The organism is Massilia sp. AB1, assembly GCF_018119385.1.
Classification (GTDB): Bacteria; Pseudomonadota; Gammaproteobacteria; order Burkholderiales; family Burkholderiaceae_D; genus Telluria.
This window is the reverse complement of sequence record NZ_JAGKSG010000006.1, coordinates 43366-61872: the sequence shown is the minus strand read 5'-3', so window position 1 is coordinate 61872 and position 18507 is coordinate 43366. Positions and strand designations below refer to the sequence as shown.

20 protein-coding genes are annotated in these 18507 nt (G+C 68.9%); 8 read left to right on the top strand and 12 right to left on the bottom strand.

Annotation, left to right across the window (positions count from 1 at the left end; all coding sequences use genetic code 11):
* Positions 1 to 9 precede the first annotated feature (9 nt).
* The 4 genes from J8847_RS05510 to J8847_RS05495 all read right to left on the bottom strand — a co-directional run bounded on the left by J8847_RS05510 (position 10) and on the right by J8847_RS05495 (position 4066).
* Positions 10 to 1425: a TolC family protein gene (locus J8847_RS05510; protein WP_211523681.1), complete on the bottom strand. Its 1416-nt coding sequence runs from the start codon at positions 1423 to 1425 to the stop codon at positions 10 to 12.
* Positions 1422 to 1712, bottom strand: coding sequence for a hypothetical protein (locus tag J8847_RS05505; RefSeq protein ID WP_211523680.1), 291 nt, complete (start codon positions 1710 to 1712; stop codon positions 1422 to 1424). Before J8847_RS05505 ends, J8847_RS05510 begins: the two co-directional genes overlap by 4 nt.
* Before the next feature lie 83 nt (positions 1713 to 1795).
* Positions 1796 to 2188, bottom strand: a complete 393-nt coding sequence (locus J8847_RS05500; protein ID WP_211523679.1) for a hypothetical protein — start codon at positions 2186 to 2188, stop codon at positions 1796 to 1798.
* 243 nt (positions 2189 to 2431) lie between these two features.
* Positions 2432 to 4066: a sensor domain-containing diguanylate cyclase gene (locus J8847_RS05495; RefSeq protein ID WP_211523777.1), complete on the bottom strand. Its 1635-nt coding sequence runs from the start codon at positions 4064 to 4066 to the stop codon at positions 2432 to 2434.
* A 314-nt stretch (positions 4067 to 4380) separates the two neighbouring features.
* Between J8847_RS05495 and J8847_RS05490 the strand changes: the two genes are divergently transcribed.
* On the top strand, positions 4381 to 4560 hold the full coding sequence (locus J8847_RS05490) for a hypothetical protein (RefSeq protein WP_211523678.1): 180 nt from the start codon (positions 4381 to 4383) through the stop codon (positions 4558 to 4560).
* Positions 4561 to 4565: 5 nt separating this feature from the next.
* On the opposite strand, the gene J8847_RS05485 is transcribed toward J8847_RS05490, so the two are convergent.
* A complete protein-coding gene (locus J8847_RS05485) occupies positions 4566 to 5477 on the bottom strand; it encodes a LysR family transcriptional regulator (protein WP_211523677.1) in 912 nt (303 codons plus the stop codon).
* A gap of 76 nt (positions 5478 to 5553) precedes the next feature.
* Here J8847_RS05485 and J8847_RS05480 point away from each other — a divergent pair, with 76 nt between their 5' ends.
* Positions 5554 to 5925 (top strand): cupin domain-containing protein, encoded by a 372-nt coding sequence (locus J8847_RS05480; RefSeq protein ID WP_211523676.1) that lies wholly within the window; start codon positions 5554 to 5556, stop codon positions 5923 to 5925.
* Between the two features lies 1 nt (position 5926).
* On the opposite strand, the gene alr is transcribed toward J8847_RS05480, so the two are convergent.
* Both alr and J8847_RS05470 read right to left on the bottom strand, forming a co-directional pair.
* The gene (gene alr / locus J8847_RS05475; protein WP_229429518.1) at positions 5927 to 7057 is read right to left on the bottom strand and encodes an alanine racemase; all 1131 of its coding nucleotides are present in this window, start codon (positions 7055 to 7057) and stop codon (positions 5927 to 5929) included.
* The gene (locus J8847_RS05470) at positions 7054 to 8346 is read right to left on the bottom strand and encodes a D-amino acid dehydrogenase (protein ID WP_211523675.1); all 1293 of its coding nucleotides are present in this window, start codon (positions 8344 to 8346) and stop codon (positions 7054 to 7056) included. The genes alr and J8847_RS05470 overlap by 4 nt, the downstream gene beginning before the upstream one ends.
* Positions 8347 to 8449: 103 nt before the next feature.
* On the opposite strand from J8847_RS05470, the gene J8847_RS05465 reads away from it, so the two are divergent.
* The 3 genes from J8847_RS05465 to phbB all read left to right on the top strand — a co-directional run bounded on the left by J8847_RS05465 (position 8450) and on the right by phbB (position 12023).
* The gene (locus J8847_RS05465) at positions 8450 to 8935 is read left to right on the top strand and encodes a winged helix-turn-helix transcriptional regulator (RefSeq protein WP_211523674.1); all 486 of its coding nucleotides are present in this window, start codon (positions 8450 to 8452) and stop codon (positions 8933 to 8935) included.
* 100 nt (positions 8936 to 9035) lie between these two features.
* Positions 9036 to 11189 (top strand): ATP-binding protein, encoded by a 2154-nt coding sequence (locus J8847_RS05460; protein ID WP_229512528.1) that lies wholly within the window; start codon positions 9036 to 9038, stop codon positions 11187 to 11189.
* Between the two features lie 111 nt (positions 11190 to 11300).
* Positions 11301 to 12023: an acetoacetyl-CoA reductase gene (gene phbB / locus J8847_RS05455; protein WP_211523672.1), complete on the top strand. Its 723-nt coding sequence runs from the start codon at positions 11301 to 11303 to the stop codon at positions 12021 to 12023.
* A 5-nt stretch (positions 12024 to 12028) separates the two neighbouring features.
* On the opposite strand, the gene J8847_RS05450 is transcribed toward phbB, so the two are convergent.
* From J8847_RS05450 to J8847_RS05440, 3 genes are all read right to left on the bottom strand, one after another.
* The gene (locus J8847_RS05450) at positions 12029 to 13195 is read right to left on the bottom strand and encodes a diguanylate cyclase (RefSeq protein WP_211523671.1); all 1167 of its coding nucleotides are present in this window, start codon (positions 13193 to 13195) and stop codon (positions 12029 to 12031) included.
* A gap of 143 nt (positions 13196 to 13338) precedes the next feature.
* Positions 13339 to 14160: a metallophosphoesterase gene (locus tag J8847_RS05445; protein ID WP_211523670.1), complete on the bottom strand. Its 822-nt coding sequence runs from the start codon at positions 14158 to 14160 to the stop codon at positions 13339 to 13341.
* Between the two features lie 51 nt (positions 14161 to 14211).
* Positions 14212 to 15147: an NADP-dependent oxidoreductase gene (locus tag J8847_RS05440; protein ID WP_211523669.1), complete on the bottom strand. Its 936-nt coding sequence runs from the start codon at positions 15145 to 15147 to the stop codon at positions 14212 to 14214.
* A 125-nt stretch (positions 15148 to 15272) separates the two neighbouring features.
* Here J8847_RS05440 and J8847_RS05435 point away from each other — a divergent pair, with 125 nt between their 5' ends.
* Positions 15273 to 15815 carry a flavin reductase family protein gene (locus J8847_RS05435; RefSeq protein WP_211523668.1) on the top strand — a complete coding sequence of 181 codons (543 nt, stop codon included), beginning with the start codon at positions 15273 to 15275 and terminating at the stop codon, positions 15813 to 15815.
* Positions 15816 to 15824: 9 nt separating this feature from the next.
* Here the strand turns inward: J8847_RS05435 and J8847_RS05430 are convergent, their stop codons facing one another.
* Complete coding sequence (locus J8847_RS05430) at positions 15825 to 16283, bottom strand: hemerythrin family protein (RefSeq protein WP_211523667.1); 459 nt, start codon at positions 16281 to 16283, stop codon at positions 15825 to 15827.
* Positions 16284 to 16382: 99 nt separating this feature from the next.
* Positions 16383 to 17219 (bottom strand): universal stress protein, encoded by an 837-nt coding sequence (locus J8847_RS05425; protein ID WP_211523666.1) that lies wholly within the window; start codon positions 17217 to 17219, stop codon positions 16383 to 16385.
* 145 nt (positions 17220 to 17364) lie between these two features.
* Between J8847_RS05425 and J8847_RS05420 the strand changes: the two genes are divergently transcribed.
* Both J8847_RS05420 and J8847_RS05415 read left to right on the top strand, forming a co-directional pair.
* Positions 17365 to 18129 carry a ThuA domain-containing protein gene (locus tag J8847_RS05420; protein ID WP_211523665.1) on the top strand — a complete coding sequence of 255 codons (765 nt, stop codon included), beginning with the start codon at positions 17365 to 17367 and terminating at the stop codon, positions 18127 to 18129.
* 26 nt (positions 18130 to 18155) lie between these two features.
* Positions 18156 to 18506 carry a hypothetical protein gene (locus J8847_RS05415; protein WP_211523664.1) on the top strand — a complete coding sequence of 117 codons (351 nt, stop codon included), beginning with the start codon at positions 18156 to 18158 and terminating at the stop codon, positions 18504 to 18506.
* Position 18507 lies beyond the last annotated feature (1 nt).

Below are 18507 nucleotides of genomic sequence, written 5' to 3'. Positions count from 1 at the left end.
TGTCCTCGTTCAATGTGCGGGAGCGGCTTGTGCCGGAGCGGCGCTGCCGAGGGTAACGGTCGATCCGCCGGCGCCGCTGACAGCGGCCTGGAGGTCGGTCTCCGCGACCCAAAAGTCGCGCTGGGCCTCGATGGCCGCGTTCACGCCGGCGATCTGGGCGCGCGCGTCGGCCAGCAGCTCGAACACGCTGACCAGCATGCCGTTGTAGCGCAACAGGACTTCTTCCGAGATCTTCTTGCGCAGCGGGACCAGTTCGTCGCGGTGCTGCTTGGCGATGTCGAAGCTGGTGCGGTAGGCGGAATAGGCTTCGCGCACCTGCGAGCGGGCGTTGACCGCGATGCCGGCGGTGCGGTGCACCGATTGCATGTAGATCGCCTTGGCCTTGGCCACGCGCGCGCCGCCCCAGTCGAACAGCGGCAGGGCCAGTTCGATCTCGTAGCCGGTCTCGCGCGGTTCGCCGCTCTTGCTGGCATTGACGTAGCCCGCTTCCAGCACGTTGACGAAGCCGGTGGCCTTGGTCAGCCCCAGGGCGCGCGCGGTCGATTTGGCTTCCAGCTGGGCCAGGCGCAGGTCGAGGCGCTGCTGCATGGCGAGCGCTTCGATGTTGCCGGCCTCGCGCGGCGCGGCCGGCAGCTCCGGCAGACGGTCAGGCAAGGTGAAGGCGGTGTGTTCGCCCCACACGCCCAGCAGGCGCGCCAGGCGTTCGCGCGCGGCGGTGGCGTTGTGGCGGGCGCGCGCCAGCTGGGCCGCGGCCTCCGCCGAGAAGGCCTGTTCGCGCGCCTGGTCCAGGCCGCTCAGGTTGCCCACCTGGGCCATGCGCCGGGCCAGCTCGCCGCTGGCCTGGGCCGCTTCGTGGACCTGCTGCGCATAGGCGGCCGACTGCCTGGCCGCCACCGCATCGAAATACGCCTTGCGCGTGTCGGCGGCCAGCTGCACCGCGCTGGTGGCGGCGACCAGCTTGGCGCCTTCGAAGCGGCGCGCCTCGATGTCGCGCCGGATCGGCATGGTCAGCAGGCCGACCAGGTCGAACATCACACTGCGTTCGATCTCGGTTTCGCCATGGGCGGCCATGCGGCTGAAGCTGAAGCCGGGATTGGCGATTCGGCCGGCCTGCACCAGGTCGGCCTCGGCCACGCCCAGGCCGGCCAGCGAGGCGCGCAGCGAGCGGTTGTTGAGCAGGGCGACGCGCACCGCCTGGTCGGCGCCCAGCGGCTCCTTCAGCAGGCGCGCCAGCTCGGCCTGGGCGGCCTCATCGCCGCCGCCGGCCGCCGGAAGGCGGACGTCCTGGCCGGTGCGCTCGGCGGTCAGGGCCGAAACGGCATACATGCCGCCGTCCTTCGAGAAGCTGGCGCAGCCGCCCAGGGCCAGCGTCAGCACCGCCGCGCAGATGGCGCGCGGGACAGGCAAGGTGGAAAGGGCGCTCATCGCTTTCCCTCGCTGTGGTGGTGTTTGCTGTGATCCACGGGCGCCGGCGCGGCCGGGGCGCCATGCGCGTGGCCGTGGCCAGGCTGGCCGCCGACCGTGTCGTTGGCGGCGCGCCAGCGCTTGTCGGGTGTCGCCGCATCCTGCACGGGCGGCGTGGCGATGACGGATTCATACACGAGCGGCGCCACGGCGGCGCCGGGATCGGCCGGATCAGCGGCGCGCTGGGGCTGTGCGGCCAGCGGCGCGGCCAGCAGGGCGCCGATGGCGGCCCAAAGCGTGTGTTTCATGGTGCATCCTCAAAATCGGAAACGGTCGCGTGCCGGGAGCACGCGGGTGCGCGCAGGAAGGGCGAAAGCCCTGGCTGCTTCGATCAGGCGGAGTGACGCCGGGGAGGCCGCTGCGGACCGTCCGGAATGAAGCCCGCGGCGAAGGCTGCGGGCGTGACGACGACGGATTCGGAGCCGTCGAAGGAAAGAAGCGGCATATACGCCGAAGGCGGGGCGACCGCCCCGACGCAGAAGACGGAACAGGCGCTGCAGGACGAATGCGTCTGCGTATCCGCCTCGGGGACATCGTCCGCCTGGACTGCCTCGTGATGCCCATGGTGCGCATGCGCCTGGTCGGCGCCGTGCTGCGCCTTGGCCTCGACCTTGGCGGCCTGGTGCTGCGGCATGCAGGACATGCCGGCGCCCGCCGCCACCGCATGCAGCGGGAGCACGGCCATCAGGAGCCACACCAGGAATGTCTTGAATGCGCGGGTCATAGGTGCGGCGAGTATAGCACGGCGTTTTTGCCAGGGGACGGCCTTAAGCATGCTTAAAGCGCGCTGAATAATCCGCTTGACCTTGCCATTATGGGAAGCCGCAGAGTGCGGAATTCCAACCCCGAGGAGGCTAGATGAAAGCGCAAGAATTGCCGCTGGCGCCGCCCGTCCCGCGCTGCCCGCCCTGCCTGTTTTGCCGCTACCGGCGCGCCGGTATGCCGCCTGTGCAGACGCCGCCCGACCCTAGGAAGCCGCCTGCCTGAGCGGCTTGGGGCGCACCGTGCCGAGTTTTCCGGCGCCGGCCAGGTTGACGGCATAGCCATTGCGTCCGGCCGCCTTCACGCCATACAAGGCCTCGTCGGCCGAGCGCATGATCGCCTCCATGCTGGTGGCCTGGGTGGCCACGGCGATGCCGATGCTGGCGGTAACGCGCACGGCCTGGCCGCCGGCGTGGAAGGGCGGGGCCATGGCGGCCATGATCTTGGCGCCGATCATGTGCGCCTCGTCGGCCGCCTGCAGCTGCTCGAACACGATCACGAACTCGTCGCCGGCCAGGCGCGCGACGGTGTCGGCGGCGCGCACCGACGCCGCCAGCCGCTGCGCGAACTCGACCAGCACCGCGTCGCCCGCCGCGTGGCCGTGGGTGTCGTTGATGTCCTTGAAGTGATCGATGTCGAGGAAGGCGACGGCCACCGGTTCGCCGGAGCGGTCGCTCCTGGCCAGGGCGGCGGGCAGGAAGTCCTCGAACATGCGGCGGTTGTAGGCGCCGGTCAGCACGTCGGTGGTGGCCTGGCGCTGCAGGGTCCGTTCCGACTGCTGGCGGTGGCGCGACAGCCGGTACAGGGCGCGGCTGAGCAGCCCGAATTCGTCGCGCTCCTGGGTGTCGAACACCTCGATGCCGGCGGCGCCCGCGTCGTGCGCCTCGATGTTCCGCTGCAGCTTGTCGAGCGGCTCGAGCAGGATCTTCACCAGCGCCCAGCCGAACAGGCCGGCGAGCACGGTGAACAGGCCGGCCGCGGCGAAGGAGTTCAGGCGCACCGAGACCATGGGTGCGAAGGCGCTGCGCAGCGGATACGACACCGCGATGGTCCAGTCCACGTGCGACAGGCGGCGCCAGGCCACCAGCGCGCGCGAGCCGCCGTCGACCATGTCGGTGCGCCAGCCCTCGGGCGCCGCGCGCACCGCATGCAGCACCGGCTGGGCTTCCTCGCCGGGACGGGCCAGCAGCAGGGTCTTGTTCGGGTGGTGCACCACGGTCCCGTCTTTCGCGACGATGAACAGGTAGCCCGCTTCGCCCGCGCGCAGGGCGTCGATCTGGGCGGCGAAGGACGGGCGCAGCAGGTCGATCCCGCCCAGCAGGACGGCGACGATATTGCCGCGCCGGTCGATCACGGGCTGGGTGACCGAGACCACCGGGCGCCTGGTCAAGGCGCTGCGAAAGGGCTCGGACACCACGCTCTCGCGCGCGGCCATGGTCTGGCGGAAGTAGGGCCTCCGGCTGACGTTGATGAACTTGTCCTGGCGGTCCCGCAGGCTCGCCACGCGGTCGCCGCGCGCATCGTAGGCGGCGACGTTGACGAATTCGTCACGCAGGCTGTCGTGCGATTCGAGCAGGGCCTGGATCTCTTGCGGGCCCAGCTCGCGCGTCAGCGCTTCTTCGGCGACGGCGCGCAGCAGCTGCTGCTTGTGGCGCAGGTCGTTGTCGATATAGGCCGCGGCGCCGCCCAGGGCCAGCAGCTCCTGCTTGGCGATCATGCGCTCGATCTGGAAGTCGGCGAACAGCAGCGAGATGCCGCCGACCCCGACGGCCGCGATCAGCACCATGCCGGTGACCAGCACCGAGAGTTTGACCTTGAAACTGGAAAAATGATGGAGCATCGGGGGCACGGCGACTCCTGCGCGTCAATATCGGCGAACGAATCCGGCGGAGTCAGGGCCAGGTGGGCAGTCTGCGCATGAGTAGGGCGCATGACTGTGATAATTGGTGAGTATATCGGAACTGCGGTGTAAGTTTCCGTATATACAGATTTGTTGCTCATATACATCGTTACCGATTGCAAGATGTCATCGCGAAACAACAAGGGCGGGCGAGATAGTTGATTTATGAATGGCGATCATCATGGATCGCAATTTGATTTCTATCTCAAAGAGCCCATACTGGTAAGCAAGATCAACGCACCCGGAAAAACACCATGTCGACCCTGAGCCTCCGCACCACCACCCACGCCACCAGCTTCGCCCGCGCCGCTGTCGACGCCGTCCGTGGCCTGTTCACCGCCTCGAACGACGTCTGGGCGCTGTACCGCATGAACCACGGCGCCGACTCGGTGTCGCCGGCCGTCCTGCGCCGCCTGGCCGAGCAGGCCAAGTAAGAAAGTCAGCCGAGTCCGAACTGCAGGCGCGCCAGGTCGATGAAGGCGCGCGTCTGCGCCGGCAGCCAGGCGTGGCTTGAAAACAGCAGATTGACCTCGAGCGGCGCCGGGCGGTGCGCCGCAAGCACTTCCACCAGCCGCCCGGCCTCCAGCTCGGCCTCCACCAGCAGGAGCGGCGCCTGGATCAGGCCGAATCCCGCCAGCGCCGCATGCACCAGCGACTGGCCGTCGTCGATCACGGCGACCGCACGCCAGGAAGCCGATTCCGGCACCAGCTCCACCGGCCGCGCACGGCCGGTTTCCGGCAGACGAAACAACACACCTTCATGCCCGGCCAGCTCGGCCGGCTGACGCGGCACGCCCGCGCGCTCCAGGTAGGCGGGACTGGCGCACACCACCAGCGGCGTCGCCGCCAGCCCGAGCGCACGCACGCTGCTGTCCTTGAGGCGGCCGAAGCGCAGCGCCAGGTCGTTGCGGTCGCGCACCAGGTCGCTGTGGACGTCGCTGACGTTCAGGCGCAGCTGTACCAGCGGATGGGCGGCGCGGTAGCGCGCCAGCAGCGGCGCCAGCCAGGGCAGGCAGCCGCCCGGCAGCGACAGCCCCAGCTGCCCCGTCAGTTCGGCGGGCGCCGCCAATTGTTCCTGCATCTGGTCGAGCTGGGCGATCAGGGCGTCGTAGGCTTCGAAGGCTTCCTGGCCGCGCCCGGTCGGCGCCATGCTGCGCCTGTCGCGCGCCAGCAGCTGCACGCCGAGTTCCGCTTCCAGCCGCGCGATGTTCTTGCTCACTCCCGAGGGCGTCAGGCCCAGCAGGCGCGCCGCGCTGGTGATGCCGCCGGTGCGCACGGTCTGCACGAAGCAGCGCTGCTTGATCAGGTCCTGGGCGCCGGTGTTGACTTTGAGTCCAGATGGTTTCGCCATGTTGTGCCGTTCCCTTTGTGCCGGCGCGCGCGGATAATTCCCGCATTCCCTACCCACGCAGCGAAAGGAGCAGCCCATGCAAGTCCGCCACGTCGATTCGATCCCGGTGTTCGCACTGCCCGGCATCCGGCACCAGACCCTCGCCTCGCAGGCGGGCGGTATCCAGGCATTCGAAGTCTGGCAGCAGACGCTCGCGCCGGGCAGCGCGACCCCGCTGCACCGCCACGACTGCGAGGAAGTGGTCGTTTTTACCGGGGGTGAGGGAATTATGCACCACGCGGGAACCGAGACGCCATGCGCGGCCGGCACGGTGCTGCTGTGCCAGCCCAACGAATTGCATCAGATCGTGAATACCGGCGGCGAGCCGCTGACCCTCTATGGGATTCTGTCGGGCTCGCCGGTGCCGGTGGTGGATGCCGAGGGCAGGGAGATCCCGCTGCCCTGGTGACTCAGGCTGTGTAGTTGCGGTGGAAGCGGCGGCCCAGGCGGGTCAGCAGCTCGTAGCCGATGGTGCCGGCCTGGGTAGCGACGGCGTCCACCGGCTGCTGCTCGCACAGCAGCTCGACCAGCTGGCCCGGCGCCACGCGGGCTTCCGACAGGCCGGTGACGTCGAGGGTGATCGAATCCATCGACACCGTGCCGGCGAAGGGCACGGCCACGCCGTCCACGAAGGCCTGTGACTGGCCGGTGAGGGCGCGCAGCCAGCCGTCGGCATAGCCGATCGCGATGGTGGCGATGCGGCGCGTGCCCTGGGCCACGTAGCGCGCGCCGTAGCCGACGACGTCGCCGTCCGCGATGCTGCGCACCTGGACGATGCGCGCCGCCAATGACACCGATTGGCGCAGCGGATTGGGCTTGCCCGGATGCGGATTGATGCCGTACAGGGCCGCGCCCGGGCGCAGCAGCTCGTAGTGGTAGGCGCTGCCCAGGAACACGCCCGAGGAATTGGCCAGGCTGGCCGGCACGCCCGGGAAGCGTTCGCGCACCTGCTCGAAGCGCAGGCGCTGGCGCTCGTTGAGCGGGTGGTCCGGCTCGTCGGCGCAGGCCAGGTGGCTCATCACCAGCCGGACGTCCAGGCCGGACAGCCAGTCGGGTTCAAGCGACAGCGCTGCCAGGTCGGCGGGCGCCAGGCCCATGCGCGACATGCCGGTGTCGACCTGGATCGCGGCCGGCAGGCGCCGCCCGAGCTGCCGGGCGCTGGCGCGCCATTCCCGCAGCTGGCCCGGATCGTTCAGCACCGGCACCAGGTCGTACTGGTAGAAATCGGGCGCGGTGCCGGCGGGCGGGCCGTGCAGCACGTAGATCGTGCAGCCGTCCGGCACCAGCTGGCGCAGGCGCATGCCTTCGGCCACGTGGGCGGTGAAGAACACCTTGCAGCCTTCCTCGGCCAGGGCCGGGGCCACCTGTTCCATGCCCAGGCCATAGGCGTCGGCCTTCATCACGGCGGCGCAAGTGGAGGAGGGCGCCTGCGCCGCCAGCAGCCGGTAGTTGGCGCGGATGGCCGCCAGGTCGACCGTCAGGATCGCGCCGGCGCGCGCCAGCTCGCTGGCGGCGCGCATGGTCGTCGAGTCGCGGTTCATGCCTGGGCCAGTTCGCCTTGCGGATAGCCGTTCGGGGTGCCGGCGTAGCGGAACACGGCCAGGTCGTCGGCGCGGATGGCCGGCGACTTGCCGCCCACCAGGTCGGCGATCACGCTGGCCGAACCGCAGGCCATGGTCCAGCCCAGGGTGCCGTGGCCGGTGTTGACGAACAGGTTGCCCAGCGGGGTCGCGCCCACCACCGGGGTGCTGTCCGGAGTCATCGGGCGCAGGCCGGTCCAGAAGCTGGCCTGGCTGGTGTCGCCGCCGCCCGGGAACAGGTCGTTGACCACCAGTTCCAGGGTTTCGCGGCGGCGCGGGTTGAGCGCCTTGCTGTAGCCGGCGATTTCGGCCATGCCGCCCACGCGGATGCGGTCGTCGAAGCGGGTGACGGCGATCTTGTAGGTCTCGTCGAGGATGGTCGACACCGGGGCGCGGCTGGCGTCCGTGATCGGCACGGTGATCGAATAGCCCTTGAGCGGATAGACCGGCAGCGGGAACCAGCGCTGCAGCAGCAGGCGCGAGTAGCTGCCCAGCGCCAGCACGTAGCGGTCGGCGCTGAAGGTGCCCTTGTCGGTGACCACGGCGCTGACCTGGCCGCCGGTCTCGACCAGGCTCCGGATGCTGACGCCGTATTCGAACTGCACGCCCAGGGCGCGCGCCATCTCGGCCAGCCGGGTCGTGAACATCTGGCAGTCGCCGGTCTCGTCGTTCGGGAGGCGCAGGCCGCCGACCAGCTTTTCGCGTACGTGGGCCAGGGCCGGTTCGGCCTGGGCCAGCTGTTCGCTGGTGAGCAGCTCATAGGCCACGCCGGCCTGCCTGAGCACTTCGATGTCCTTGCCGGCCGCGTCGAACTGGGCCTGGGTGCGGAACAGCTGCAGGGTGCCTTGCTGGCGGCCTTCGTACTCGATGCCGGTTTCCTGGCGCAGCGCGCGCATGCAATCGCGGCTGTACTCGGCCAGGCGGACCATGCGCTCCTTGTTGACGGCGTAGCGGTCGGCGGAGCAGTTGCGGTACATCTGCCACATCCAGGACAGCTGGAACAGGCTGCCGTCCGGGCGGATGGCCAGCGGCGCATGGCGCTGGAACAGCCACTTGGCCGCCTTCAGCGGGATGCCCGGGGCCGCCCAGGGAGAGGCATAGCCGGGCGAGATCTGGCCGGCGTTGGCGAAACTGGTTTCCAGCGCAGGGCCGGGTTGACGGTCGATGACGGTGACTGCATGACCGGCTTTCGCCAAATAGTACGCGGTGGTGACGCCGACCACGCCGCTGCCCAGCACGATGACTCGCATAGCTTCCCTCGAAGAAGAGACAAAGATTCAGTAAAGGTTGCCATGGTAGCGCTGGTGCTGCCATAATTGTTTCTGTTAATACACTCGTTTTTAGGAAAAAGTCATGCGCGTGCAAAAAGCCTCGAGCCGGGTCCTGGACCGCATCGACCTGCACATCCTGGCCATCCTGCAGCAGGACGGCCGGATCGTGATGAAGGACCTGGCGGAGCAGGTCGGGCTTTCGCTCACGCCCTGCATCGAGCGCGTCAAGCGCATGGAGCGCGACGGCGTGATCAGCGGCTACCACGCCCGCGTGAATCCCCAGGCGCTGGGCCTGCAGATCCTGGTCTTCGTCGAGATCACCCTGCACCAGAAATCCGAGAAGGCCTTCGACCGCTTCAAGCGCGCCATGTTCGCCATTCCCGAGGTGCTGGAATGCCACCTGGTGTCGGGCGACTTCGACTACCTGATCAAGGCGCGCATTCCCGAGATGTCCGAGTACCGCCGCCTGCTGGGCGAGATCCTGCACGTGGCCGACGCCGGCCAGTCCAAGAGCTATGTGGTAATGGAAGAGCTGAAGGAAACCCTGGCGCTGTCGATCGAGCGCTAGGCCGGCGACGGGCCGGCTGCGGTTCGGCTCTATAATAGGATTTTTCCTACCGGGCTCACCTATGCGCGCTCATGAAGGGCACGCCCTGTCCCTCCGTCACATGCTGATCTTGCTGACGGCGATCGGCTTGCTGCCGCTGGCGCTGCTGGGAGTCTGGGCCATCCACGGGGCCGAGCGCTACCACGAGCAGGAGCAGGAGCGCCTCATGCTCAACCATGCGCGCGCCCTGTCCAGCGCGGTCGACACGGAGCTGGACGGCACCGTCAACGCGCTGGCCTCGCTGGCGCGCAGCCCGGAATTCGCCGCCGGCGACCTGCGCGGCTTCCATGAACTGGCGCGCGTCCAGGCCCAGCCGAACTGGCTCGGCGTGATCCTCGCCGACGATCATGGCGTCGCCCTGCTGCGCACCATGGCGCCCTTCGGCGCGCCGGCGGCGCCGACCGCCGACCCGGACAGCCTGCGCCGCCTGTTCACCCTGCGCCACCCCGTGGTGGGACGCGTATCGCGCGGAGGCGGCGGCCGTCCGGCCGTCCCGGTGCGCATCGCGGTCGAAGGTCCCGGCCGCAAGCTGTATGCGCTCACCGCCGTGATCCGGCCCGACCGCTTCCTCGACGTCATCGCGCGCCAGAAGGTCCCGGCCGATTCCGTCATCTCGGTCATGGACGCCGGCGGGCTGGTGGTGGCCCGCTCGCGCAACCAGGACAAGACCGTCGGCAAGCCTGCCAGCCAGAGCCTGCAGGCCCTGATGCGCAGCGCCGGTCCCGAGCGCGTGGGCCGCACCGTCACCATCGAAGGCGCCGACGTGCTCACCGCCTACACCACGTCCTCCCGCTACGGCTGGTCGGTGGCGCTGGGCGCCCCGAACGCCGCGCGCGGCTATGCCTTCATCGAACGCTTCGCGCTCTACGTGGCGGGCATCCTGGCCAGCTTCGGCGCCTGCATCGGCATCGCTTCCTGGCTGTCCAGCCGCATCGTCGGCACCATCCACGGCGTCCAGGCCGCCGCCAGCGCGCTGGGCGAAGGGGAAGTCGTCAAGGTGCCGCCTTCACGCATCAAGGAATTCCGCCAGATGGGACAGGCCCTGGAAGCGGCCGCCGGCCAGCGCGCGGCCCATGAGCGGGAACGCGCGCGCCTGCTGGCCACGCTGGAGCAGGCGCTGGCGCGGCAGGAAGAGGCGCTGGACCAGGCGCGCAATGCGGGCGAGGCCAAGGACGCCTTCCTGGCCATGCTCGGGCACGAGCTGCGCAATCCGCTCAGCCCGATCCTGGCCGCGCTCGACATGATGGACCTGCGGCGCGAAACGGCCGCCCAGCGCGAGCGCGCCATCATGCGGCGCCAGGTCGACCATCTGAAGCGCCTGGTCGACGACCTGCTGGACGTGTCGCGCATCACCTCCGGCAAGCTGCGCATCGAGCCGCGCCCGCTGAACCTGGCCGAGGTGGTGCGCCACGCGGTGGCCGAGCGCGCCGGCGAACCGGTCGCGCTGGAGGCGCCGGAGGCGGTCTGGGTCGAGGGCGACGAGACGCGCCTGGCCCAGGTGCTGGGCAACCTGCTGTCCAACGCGGCGCGCTTCGGCAGCAGCGCCACCCGGGTGAGCCTGCGCGAGGAGGACGGCAAGGCCGTGCTCGCGGTGAGCGACAACGGGGTAGGCATGACGCCGGGCATGCTGGGCCAGGTGTTCGAACCTTTCTTCCAGGCGCCGCAGCCGCTGGCGCGCCGCACCGGCGGCCTGGGGCTGGGCCTGGCGATCGTGCGCAAGATCGTCGAGCTGCACGGGGGCAGCGTCGCGGCCCACAGCGACGGCCCGGGCCTCGGCAGCCGCTTCGAGATCGTGCTGCCGCTGGGACGCCCGGCGGAGGCGCCGCTTGCGGTGCTGGAGCAGCGGCAGGGCGCGCGGCGGCGTATCCTGGTGGTGGACGACAACGAGGATGCGGCCGCGCTCACCGCCGCGCTGTTCGAGGACATGGGCCACGAGGTCGAAGTGGCGCACACGGCGGCGCAAGCCTTGCGCGCCGCGGGGCGGCAGTTGCCGGCCGCCGCCATCCTCGACATCGGCCTGCCGGACATGGATGGCTACGCGCTGGCCCGGGCCCTGCGCGGCCGGCCCGGAGGAGACGGCGTGCGGCTGGTGGCGCTGACCGGCTACGGCCAGAAGGAGGACGTCGAGCGGGCCCTGCGCGCGGGCTTCGACGTCCACCTGACCAAGCCGGCCAATGTCGAGGCCTTGCGCGGCGCCCTGGACGCTGCCGCCTGACCGCGACGACGGCGGAACGTCGGTCCTGCAGCTTTGACGCAGATCAGATGCGCACCCGCGCGCCCGGCCATAGTGGCAGGGCGACGGCATGGATGCCGGAGGGGAGAAAGCATGGGCAGAACGGCGATCGTGACTGGGGCAGCGCGTGGACTGGGCAAGGCAATCGCCCTGGCCTTGCGCGATGCCGGACACCGGGTAGCGGCCAACTACCTGGTCGACGAAGCGGAGGCGCGGCAGTTCCAGCAGGAACACGGCATTCCCGTGTTCCGCTGGGACGTGTCGGACGCCGCAGCCTGCCGCGAGGGCGCGGCGCGGGTCGAGGCCGAGCTGGGACCGGTCGAGATCCTGGTGAACAACGCCGGCATCACGGCCGACGCGATGTGCCACAAGATGAGCGAGGAGCAGTGGTGGAGCGTGATCCACACCAACCTCGGCTCCATGTTCGCGATGACGCGCCCGGTGGTCGAAGGCATGCGGTCGCGCGGCTTCGGCCGCATCGTGAACATCAGTTCGATCAATGCACGCAAGGGCCAGGTTGGCCAGTGCAATTATGCGGCGGCCAAGGCCGGCATACTCGGCTTCACCAAGGCGCTGGCGCTGGAGAATGCGGCGCGCAATGTCACCGTCAACGCCATCGCGCCCGGCTACTGCGACACGCCGATGGTGGCGGCCATGCGGCCCGACGTGCTGGAAGCGATCACGGCCGGCATTCCCGCCGGGCGCCTGGGCACGTCCACGGACATCGCACGCACGGTGGTGTTCCTGACGGACGATGCGGCCGGCTTCATCACGGGCGCGACCATCGACGTCAATGGCGGGCAGTACCTGGCCTAGCGCCCTCAGGCGCGCTGGCCGTGCAGGGCGCTGGGGGCCAGCAGGGTGCGGTTGCGGCCAGAAGACTTGGCCCGGTACAGGGCCACGTCGGCTTCGCGCAGCAGCTCGCCCCAGGCGCCATGCTTGTCGAGCACGCTCACCCCGATGCTGATCGTGCAGCGCATCGGTCCGCTGGTGGAGTTCATGCGCAGGGCGGCGAAACTGGTGCGGATGCGCTCGGCGCAGGCGAGCGCCTCGCCGGCCCGGGTCTCGGGCATTACGCACACGAACTCCTCGCCGCCGAGGCGGCCGATGTAGTCGCTGCCGCGCAGGCTGCGCAGGCAGGTCGACACCAGCGCGCGGATCACGGCGTCGCCGGCGGCATGGCCGTGGCGGTCGTTGACGCCCTTGAAGTAGTCGATGTCGATCATGGCCACCGCCAGCGGGCGTCCGTGGCGCAGCGCCAGGGCCAGGTCGCGCTCGGCCAGTTCGGTCACGTAGGCGCGCGACAGGGCGCCGCTCAGGCTGTCGTGGCGGCAGGCGTCGAGCAATTGCTGTTCGCGCAGCCAGACATCGCGCCGCAGGCAGCCATTCACGCGCGACAGGCTCATGGCCAGCAGCAGGGCCGCGCCGCAGGCCGCCAGGCCTGCCAGCCACATCGGCGCAGGCAGGGCGACTGCGCCCAGTACGGCATAGAGCAGCAGCGGCGTCGCCAGCACCAGCAGGCAGCGCAAGGGACGGGGATCGACCAGCCCGATGCTCAGCATCGAGGCGACCAGTGCCGGCGTGCCGTGCATCAGGCCGTTCTCGTAGGTGCTGGCGCAAAGGAACAATGCCGCCGTATGGATGGCGTAGAGCACGACACAGCGCCAGGTGGGGGACCAGGGAATCCGGGTGCTGAACCAGGTCAGGGCCCCGGCCGCGACCAGCGACAGTCGCAGCAGCAGCAATTGCGCTCCTTGCGGATGGCCGAGCAGCACATCCCAGACGCCCAGCATCAGGACGCAGGCGCCCAGGGCCGGCCCAAGCGCCGGCAGCAGGCGCTCGACAGTCTGGTCGGCGCACAGGTTCAGCTGGCGCGTCTGCTCCGGTGTCAGCGGCGGCGCGCGCCGGCGCCGGCGCCCGAATGGGCCGAATCGCGGTCCGCTGCGCAGCTCGGATCGCGGCGGCGGATGAGGGAAAAACACGGACATCGTATTGCCTTTGCCCACATGAGCAACTGAATCGACTGCTATATCCGCGAAGGATGGCGAGCCCCTGGCAATACCTGCTTGATGTGGATCAAACCGACCCGTCGCGCTGTCAACCGATTCGCGTAATTGACAGCGTACACCGATTAGAGCTCGATGACGAGGTCCGGCCGGAAAGCTTCCTGTTCGCCCTTGCTGAGGTAGCCAAGCGGGTTGGCGACCACGCGGCAAGACCAGGCGCGGCCCTTGTCGTCCCCCGTGACCACATAGTCGTTGTGGCAGTGCAAGTGACCGTGGACCCAGACGTCGGCCAGGGCCAGCATGTCGTCCATGGCGTTGCAGAAACCGGCGGTGCCCGGCGTGATGCCGTAGCGCGGGTCGGCGCTTTCCAGGCTGGGGGCGAAGTGCGTGACCGCCACCGTGACGCCGTCGAAGGGGACGCTCAGCGCGCTGCGCAGCCAGGCCTGGCAATCGAGCGACATCTCGCGCATCTCCTCGGCCAGCACCGGCACGCCGGCCTTGAGCGTGGTGTTCTTGCTGAGGTAGTAGTTGGCGGCGCGAAAGGCCTTGGAGCGCTGCTGCATCTGCTTCGTCAATTCCTTCTCGCGCACGGCGAGGGCGTCGAAGTCGGCCCACAGGGTGGTGCCGATGAAGCGCACCCGGCCCAGCGTGACCACTTCGCGGTCGAGCCAGACGATGCCCAGGCGCTCGCAGGTGGCGCGCAGGCGGGCATAGGTCTCGTCGAACTCGAGCCCGTCGAATTCATGGTTGCCCGGCACATACAGCACGGTGCGGCCATCCTGCGGCGCGAAGCGTTCCAGGCCGAAGTCGGTACTCTCCAGGCGCGAGCCGGCCTGGTAGGAACCGATGTCGCCGGCCAGGATCACCACATCGGTGCCGGCGGCGATGACGGGCTGGAAAGCCGGATAGCGTTCGAGGTGCAGGTCGGAAAAGAGCTGGATGCGCATGGTTCGCGCAGTATAGCGGCATCCATCGGATCTTGCCCTTCGGTATGGGGTTCAGGGGGTGCCCACGTAGAGCACGATCTTGCCGACGGCGCGTCCGCTTTCGCTCAATGCATGGGCGGCGGCGATGTCGCGCAGCGCGAATTCGGCGCCGATCACAGGACGCAGGCGGCCGCTGTCCACCATGGCCGCCAGCCGGGTCAGCACCGGCGCATTCGGCCCGATGAAGACGAATCCCTGGCGCACACCGCGCGCGGCGGCCTGGTCCGCGTCCGGCGGGCTGATAATGGAGACCTGGATGCCGCCCGGCTTCAGCACCTGCCAGGAATCCTCCTGCACCTGGCCGCCCAGGGTGTCGAACACGGCGTCGACCGGCTCGACCACATCGGTGAAGCGGGCCGTGCGGTAGTCGACGACCTGGTCCGCACCCAGCGATTCCACCAGCGCCCGGTTGCGCTCGGAAGTGGTGGCGATCACGGTCGCGCCCAGGTCCTTGAGCAGCTGGATGGCGAGTGAGCCGACGCCGCCCGAGCCGGCGTGCACCAGCACCCGCTGGCCGGCCTGGACCGCGGCGGTGTCGACCATCGATTCCCAGGCCGTGATGCCGGCCAGGGGCAGCGCAGCGGCTTCCACGTGCGAAATCGTGGCCGGCTTGCGTGCGCACTCGCTGGCGCGGATGGCCACGAACTCGGCATAGGTGCCGTTGCGCGCCAGGTCGGGGCGCGCGAACACGGCGTCGCCCTCGCGCCAGTTGCTGACCTCGCCGCCCACGGCCACCACCACGCCGGACACGTCCCAGCCCAGGGTCAGGGGCAGCGGATGGGGAATCATCTGGGCCAAATAGCCTTCGCGCACTTTCCAGTCGACCGGATTGACCGAGGCCGCCACCACCTTGACCAGGACTTCGTCCGGAGCGATGTCGGGGATGGGAATGTCGTCGAGCGACAGCGCGTCGCGGTTGCCGTACTGGTGAATGCGCACTGCGAGCATGATGGGTTCCGGTTGGTTGGCGTCCGGCCGATTCTACGCGGGACAATGCAGTGGCATCGCGCGCTTGCGCGCCGGAATTTCTTGGCGCATGCCATCATGCCGGCGTCGTCCGATGAGGAGCAGCGATGGCAGGCAAGCAAGCGATGGCCTTGCACGAAGTGCGGCGCTACCTGGAACCGGGGCCTGTGGTGCTGGTGTCGTCCGCCTGGCGAGGCGAACGCGACATCATGGTGATGGGATGGCACACAGTGATGGAATTCGATCCCTCGCTGATCGGCTGCGTGATCTCGTCGGCCAACCACAGCTTCGGCCTGATCCGCGCCAGCGGCGAATGCGTGATCAACCTGCCGACCACCGCGCTGACCGAGCAGGTGCTGCAGATAGGCTCGACCTCGGGGAGCGAGCTCGACAAATTTGAAGAATTCGGCCTCACGCCCGAGCAGGCTGAACGGGTGGCGGCGCCGGCGATCCGCGAATGCCATGCCCGGTTCGAATGCCGGCTGCACGACGACAGCCTGGTCGACAAGTACAACTTCTTCATTTGGGAGGTGGTCGCCGCCCGCGCTGCAGCCGTGCCGCGCCATCCGGAGACCCTGCATTACAAAGGCGACGGTGTGTTCATGGTCTCTGGCAAGATCATCCGGCGCCGGCGGCCGGGCCTGAAGTAGGCGGGACCGTCAGCGTGCGTGGCGGGGATGCGGCGGCACATGCACCAGGGCCGCGCGCGGGCCGCGCACACGGACGCGGTGGGGCGCAGGGTGGGCCGCCATCGCCAGCGCCAGGTCGGTGGTCAGCCGGTGCAGGGAGAGCACGTCGCGCAGGGCCGCCAGCACCTGGCGGCCGAGCTGGACGTCGCCGTCCTCGACCAGCGGCGTCACGCGGTGCAGCGCCGCCAGCAGGGTGGCGTTCTCGGCCCGGTGGTCGTGCAGGCTTTCGTAGGCGAGGGCTTCCATGACCATCTCCTCGTGGCGAAAGCCGGCTTCGACCGCGGCGACCAGGGAGGGGAACTCGCGCACGAAGCGCTCGTCCGGCGCCGAGGCGGCGTGCAGGAGGCGGGTGCACAAATGCTTGCGTGCATGGCGGATGGCGGCGCAGATGGCGCGCGTGCTGCTGGGCGGAAGTCGGGTGGCGGTCATGGCAATCCGGATTGGATGAAGAATGGTGTGAATAGGGCAGTCTCGCTGTCTGCTCAGACGATGTACTTGAGCTGCATCAAAGTTTCTGGAGAAGCCGGCTCAGTGCGCACACAGCAGCGGCACCGGCGCCCGGCGCAGGAGCGCCTGCGTCGCTCCGCCCAGCGCCCATTCGCGGTAGCGGTTGTGGCCGTAGGCGCCCGCCACCAGCAGGCCGGCGCGGGTGTCGTGGGCCAGCGCGATCAGGGTGTCGCCCGGCGTGTCGCGGGTACGCTCGACCACCACCTCGACCTGTACGCCGTGGCGCGCCAGGTAGAGCGCCATGTCCGCGCCCGGCTCCTCGCCATGCAGCTCCGACAGCGCCTCCGGATTGACCAGCACCAGGCGCACCAGCGGCGCAGCCTGCAGCAGCGGCAGCGCCGCCTGGATGGCGCGGATAGCCTGCAGGCTGCCGTCCCAGCCGATCAGGGCCGTGCCGGGAAGGGGGGCGCCGCGGTAGGCGGCCGGCACCACCAGCACCGGGCGCGGACCGTGCAGGGCCAGGAACTCGGGCAGGTGACGCGCGCCGCCCGTATGAGCGCCGGGCGGATCGTCCTGGCTCAGCACCACCAGGTCGGCGTAGCGCGAGTGCAGCAGCAGACCGTAGCGGGTGTTGTCATCCACCAGGCGCGATTCGACAGAGTCCGCACCCAGCCGCGCGGCCTGCTCTTCGAAGGGCTGGAGCTTGGTAGCGACATCGTCGCGCAGCGCCTGGTAATCCTCGCTCGAGATCGGCATGGCCATCGAACTGTTGAGGATCGCGAAATTGGCCATCGAGATGCCGGTCGCGGCGCTGCCGACCAGGTGGGCGCCGTGCCCGGCTGCGAGCAGCGCGGCGGCGCGCAGGCGGCTGTCCTGGTGCGGGCCGCCGTCGACGTGAACGATGATGGTCTTGTACATGGTGCGCCTCCATCAAGGTATGGCGTTCACCATCCACTCTACGCCTTGCCGGGCGCGCTGTCAGCCCGCGTTACACGATACCGAATTGACAACCGGAAAGGATTCCATTAGCGTGGCCTGTCCTTTTCCTGTTCACCTGATGCCGATGAAAACGCTGCTCCAACTCGCCGCGCTGTGCGGCATCCTGGCCATGCCGGCCGCCCAGGCCGCCCAGTTCAAGGTCTTGCTGTTTACCAAGACCGCCGGCTGGCACCATGAGGCCGTGCACGAGGGCGTCACCGCGATCCAGGCGCTGGGCAAGCTGCACGACTTCGAGGTGTTCTGGACCGCCGACGCCGGCCGCGTGATGAACGACGCCGAGCTGGCCAAGTACCAGGCGGTGGTCTTCCTGCTCACCACGGGCGACGTGCTGGACGACCGGCAGCAGGCCGCCTTCGAGCGCTACATCCGGCGTGGCGGCGGCTACGTGGGCGTGCACAGCGCGGCCGACACCGAATACGGCTGGCCCTGGTACACGAAGATGGTGGGGCACATGTTCCACATCCACCCGGAAGTGCAGACGGCAGTGTTGAAGGTGGAGCAGCGCAACTTCCCTGGCATGGAGCGTTTCGCGCCGCGTTCGCTGGCGACCGACGAATGGTATGAATACGGTCCGCCGCGTGCGAAGCTGAACTATCTGCTGAGCGTCGACGAATCGACCTACAAGCCGGAGGCCGACTGGGGCGACAAGAAAGGGAAGGGCATGGGCGCCTTCCATCCGGTGGCCTGGTACCAGGACTACGACGGCGGGCGCGCGTTCTACACCGGGCTGGGACATTTGGCGGCGACTTACCGAGATCCGGTCTTCCGGCATCACCTGTATGGAGGCATCTACTGGGCTGCGACGGGAAAAGGCTTTCGCGCCGACTGATGAATGAAGACCGTGGAGAGATTGCAATGTTTGAGATTTTCGCCAAAGACAGCTTGATCGGTCATTCCGCACTGGAGCATGGCGATGCGCCCATGGGCGTCGCCTTTGGCATCTTCAGGCCGGCGGAAGGCTATCGCCAGATCCAGCGTGCGTGCCAAGTAAATCACGACCAATCCCGCCTGGCGCTGAGCGCCAGGACGCCTGAAGGCGTGCCCATTCCGTGTGAAGGGGTGAATATCATGGATGTGTCGCATGAGTTCGAGGATGGCGATCCTGGCAATATCGAGGTGAGCGTCCTCGGTATCCCCTATCCACGTTACGAGGAGCTGTTTCCCGGCCACGTCGCGGATTATCAAAAGCGGTTTGGCGACCTGTAGG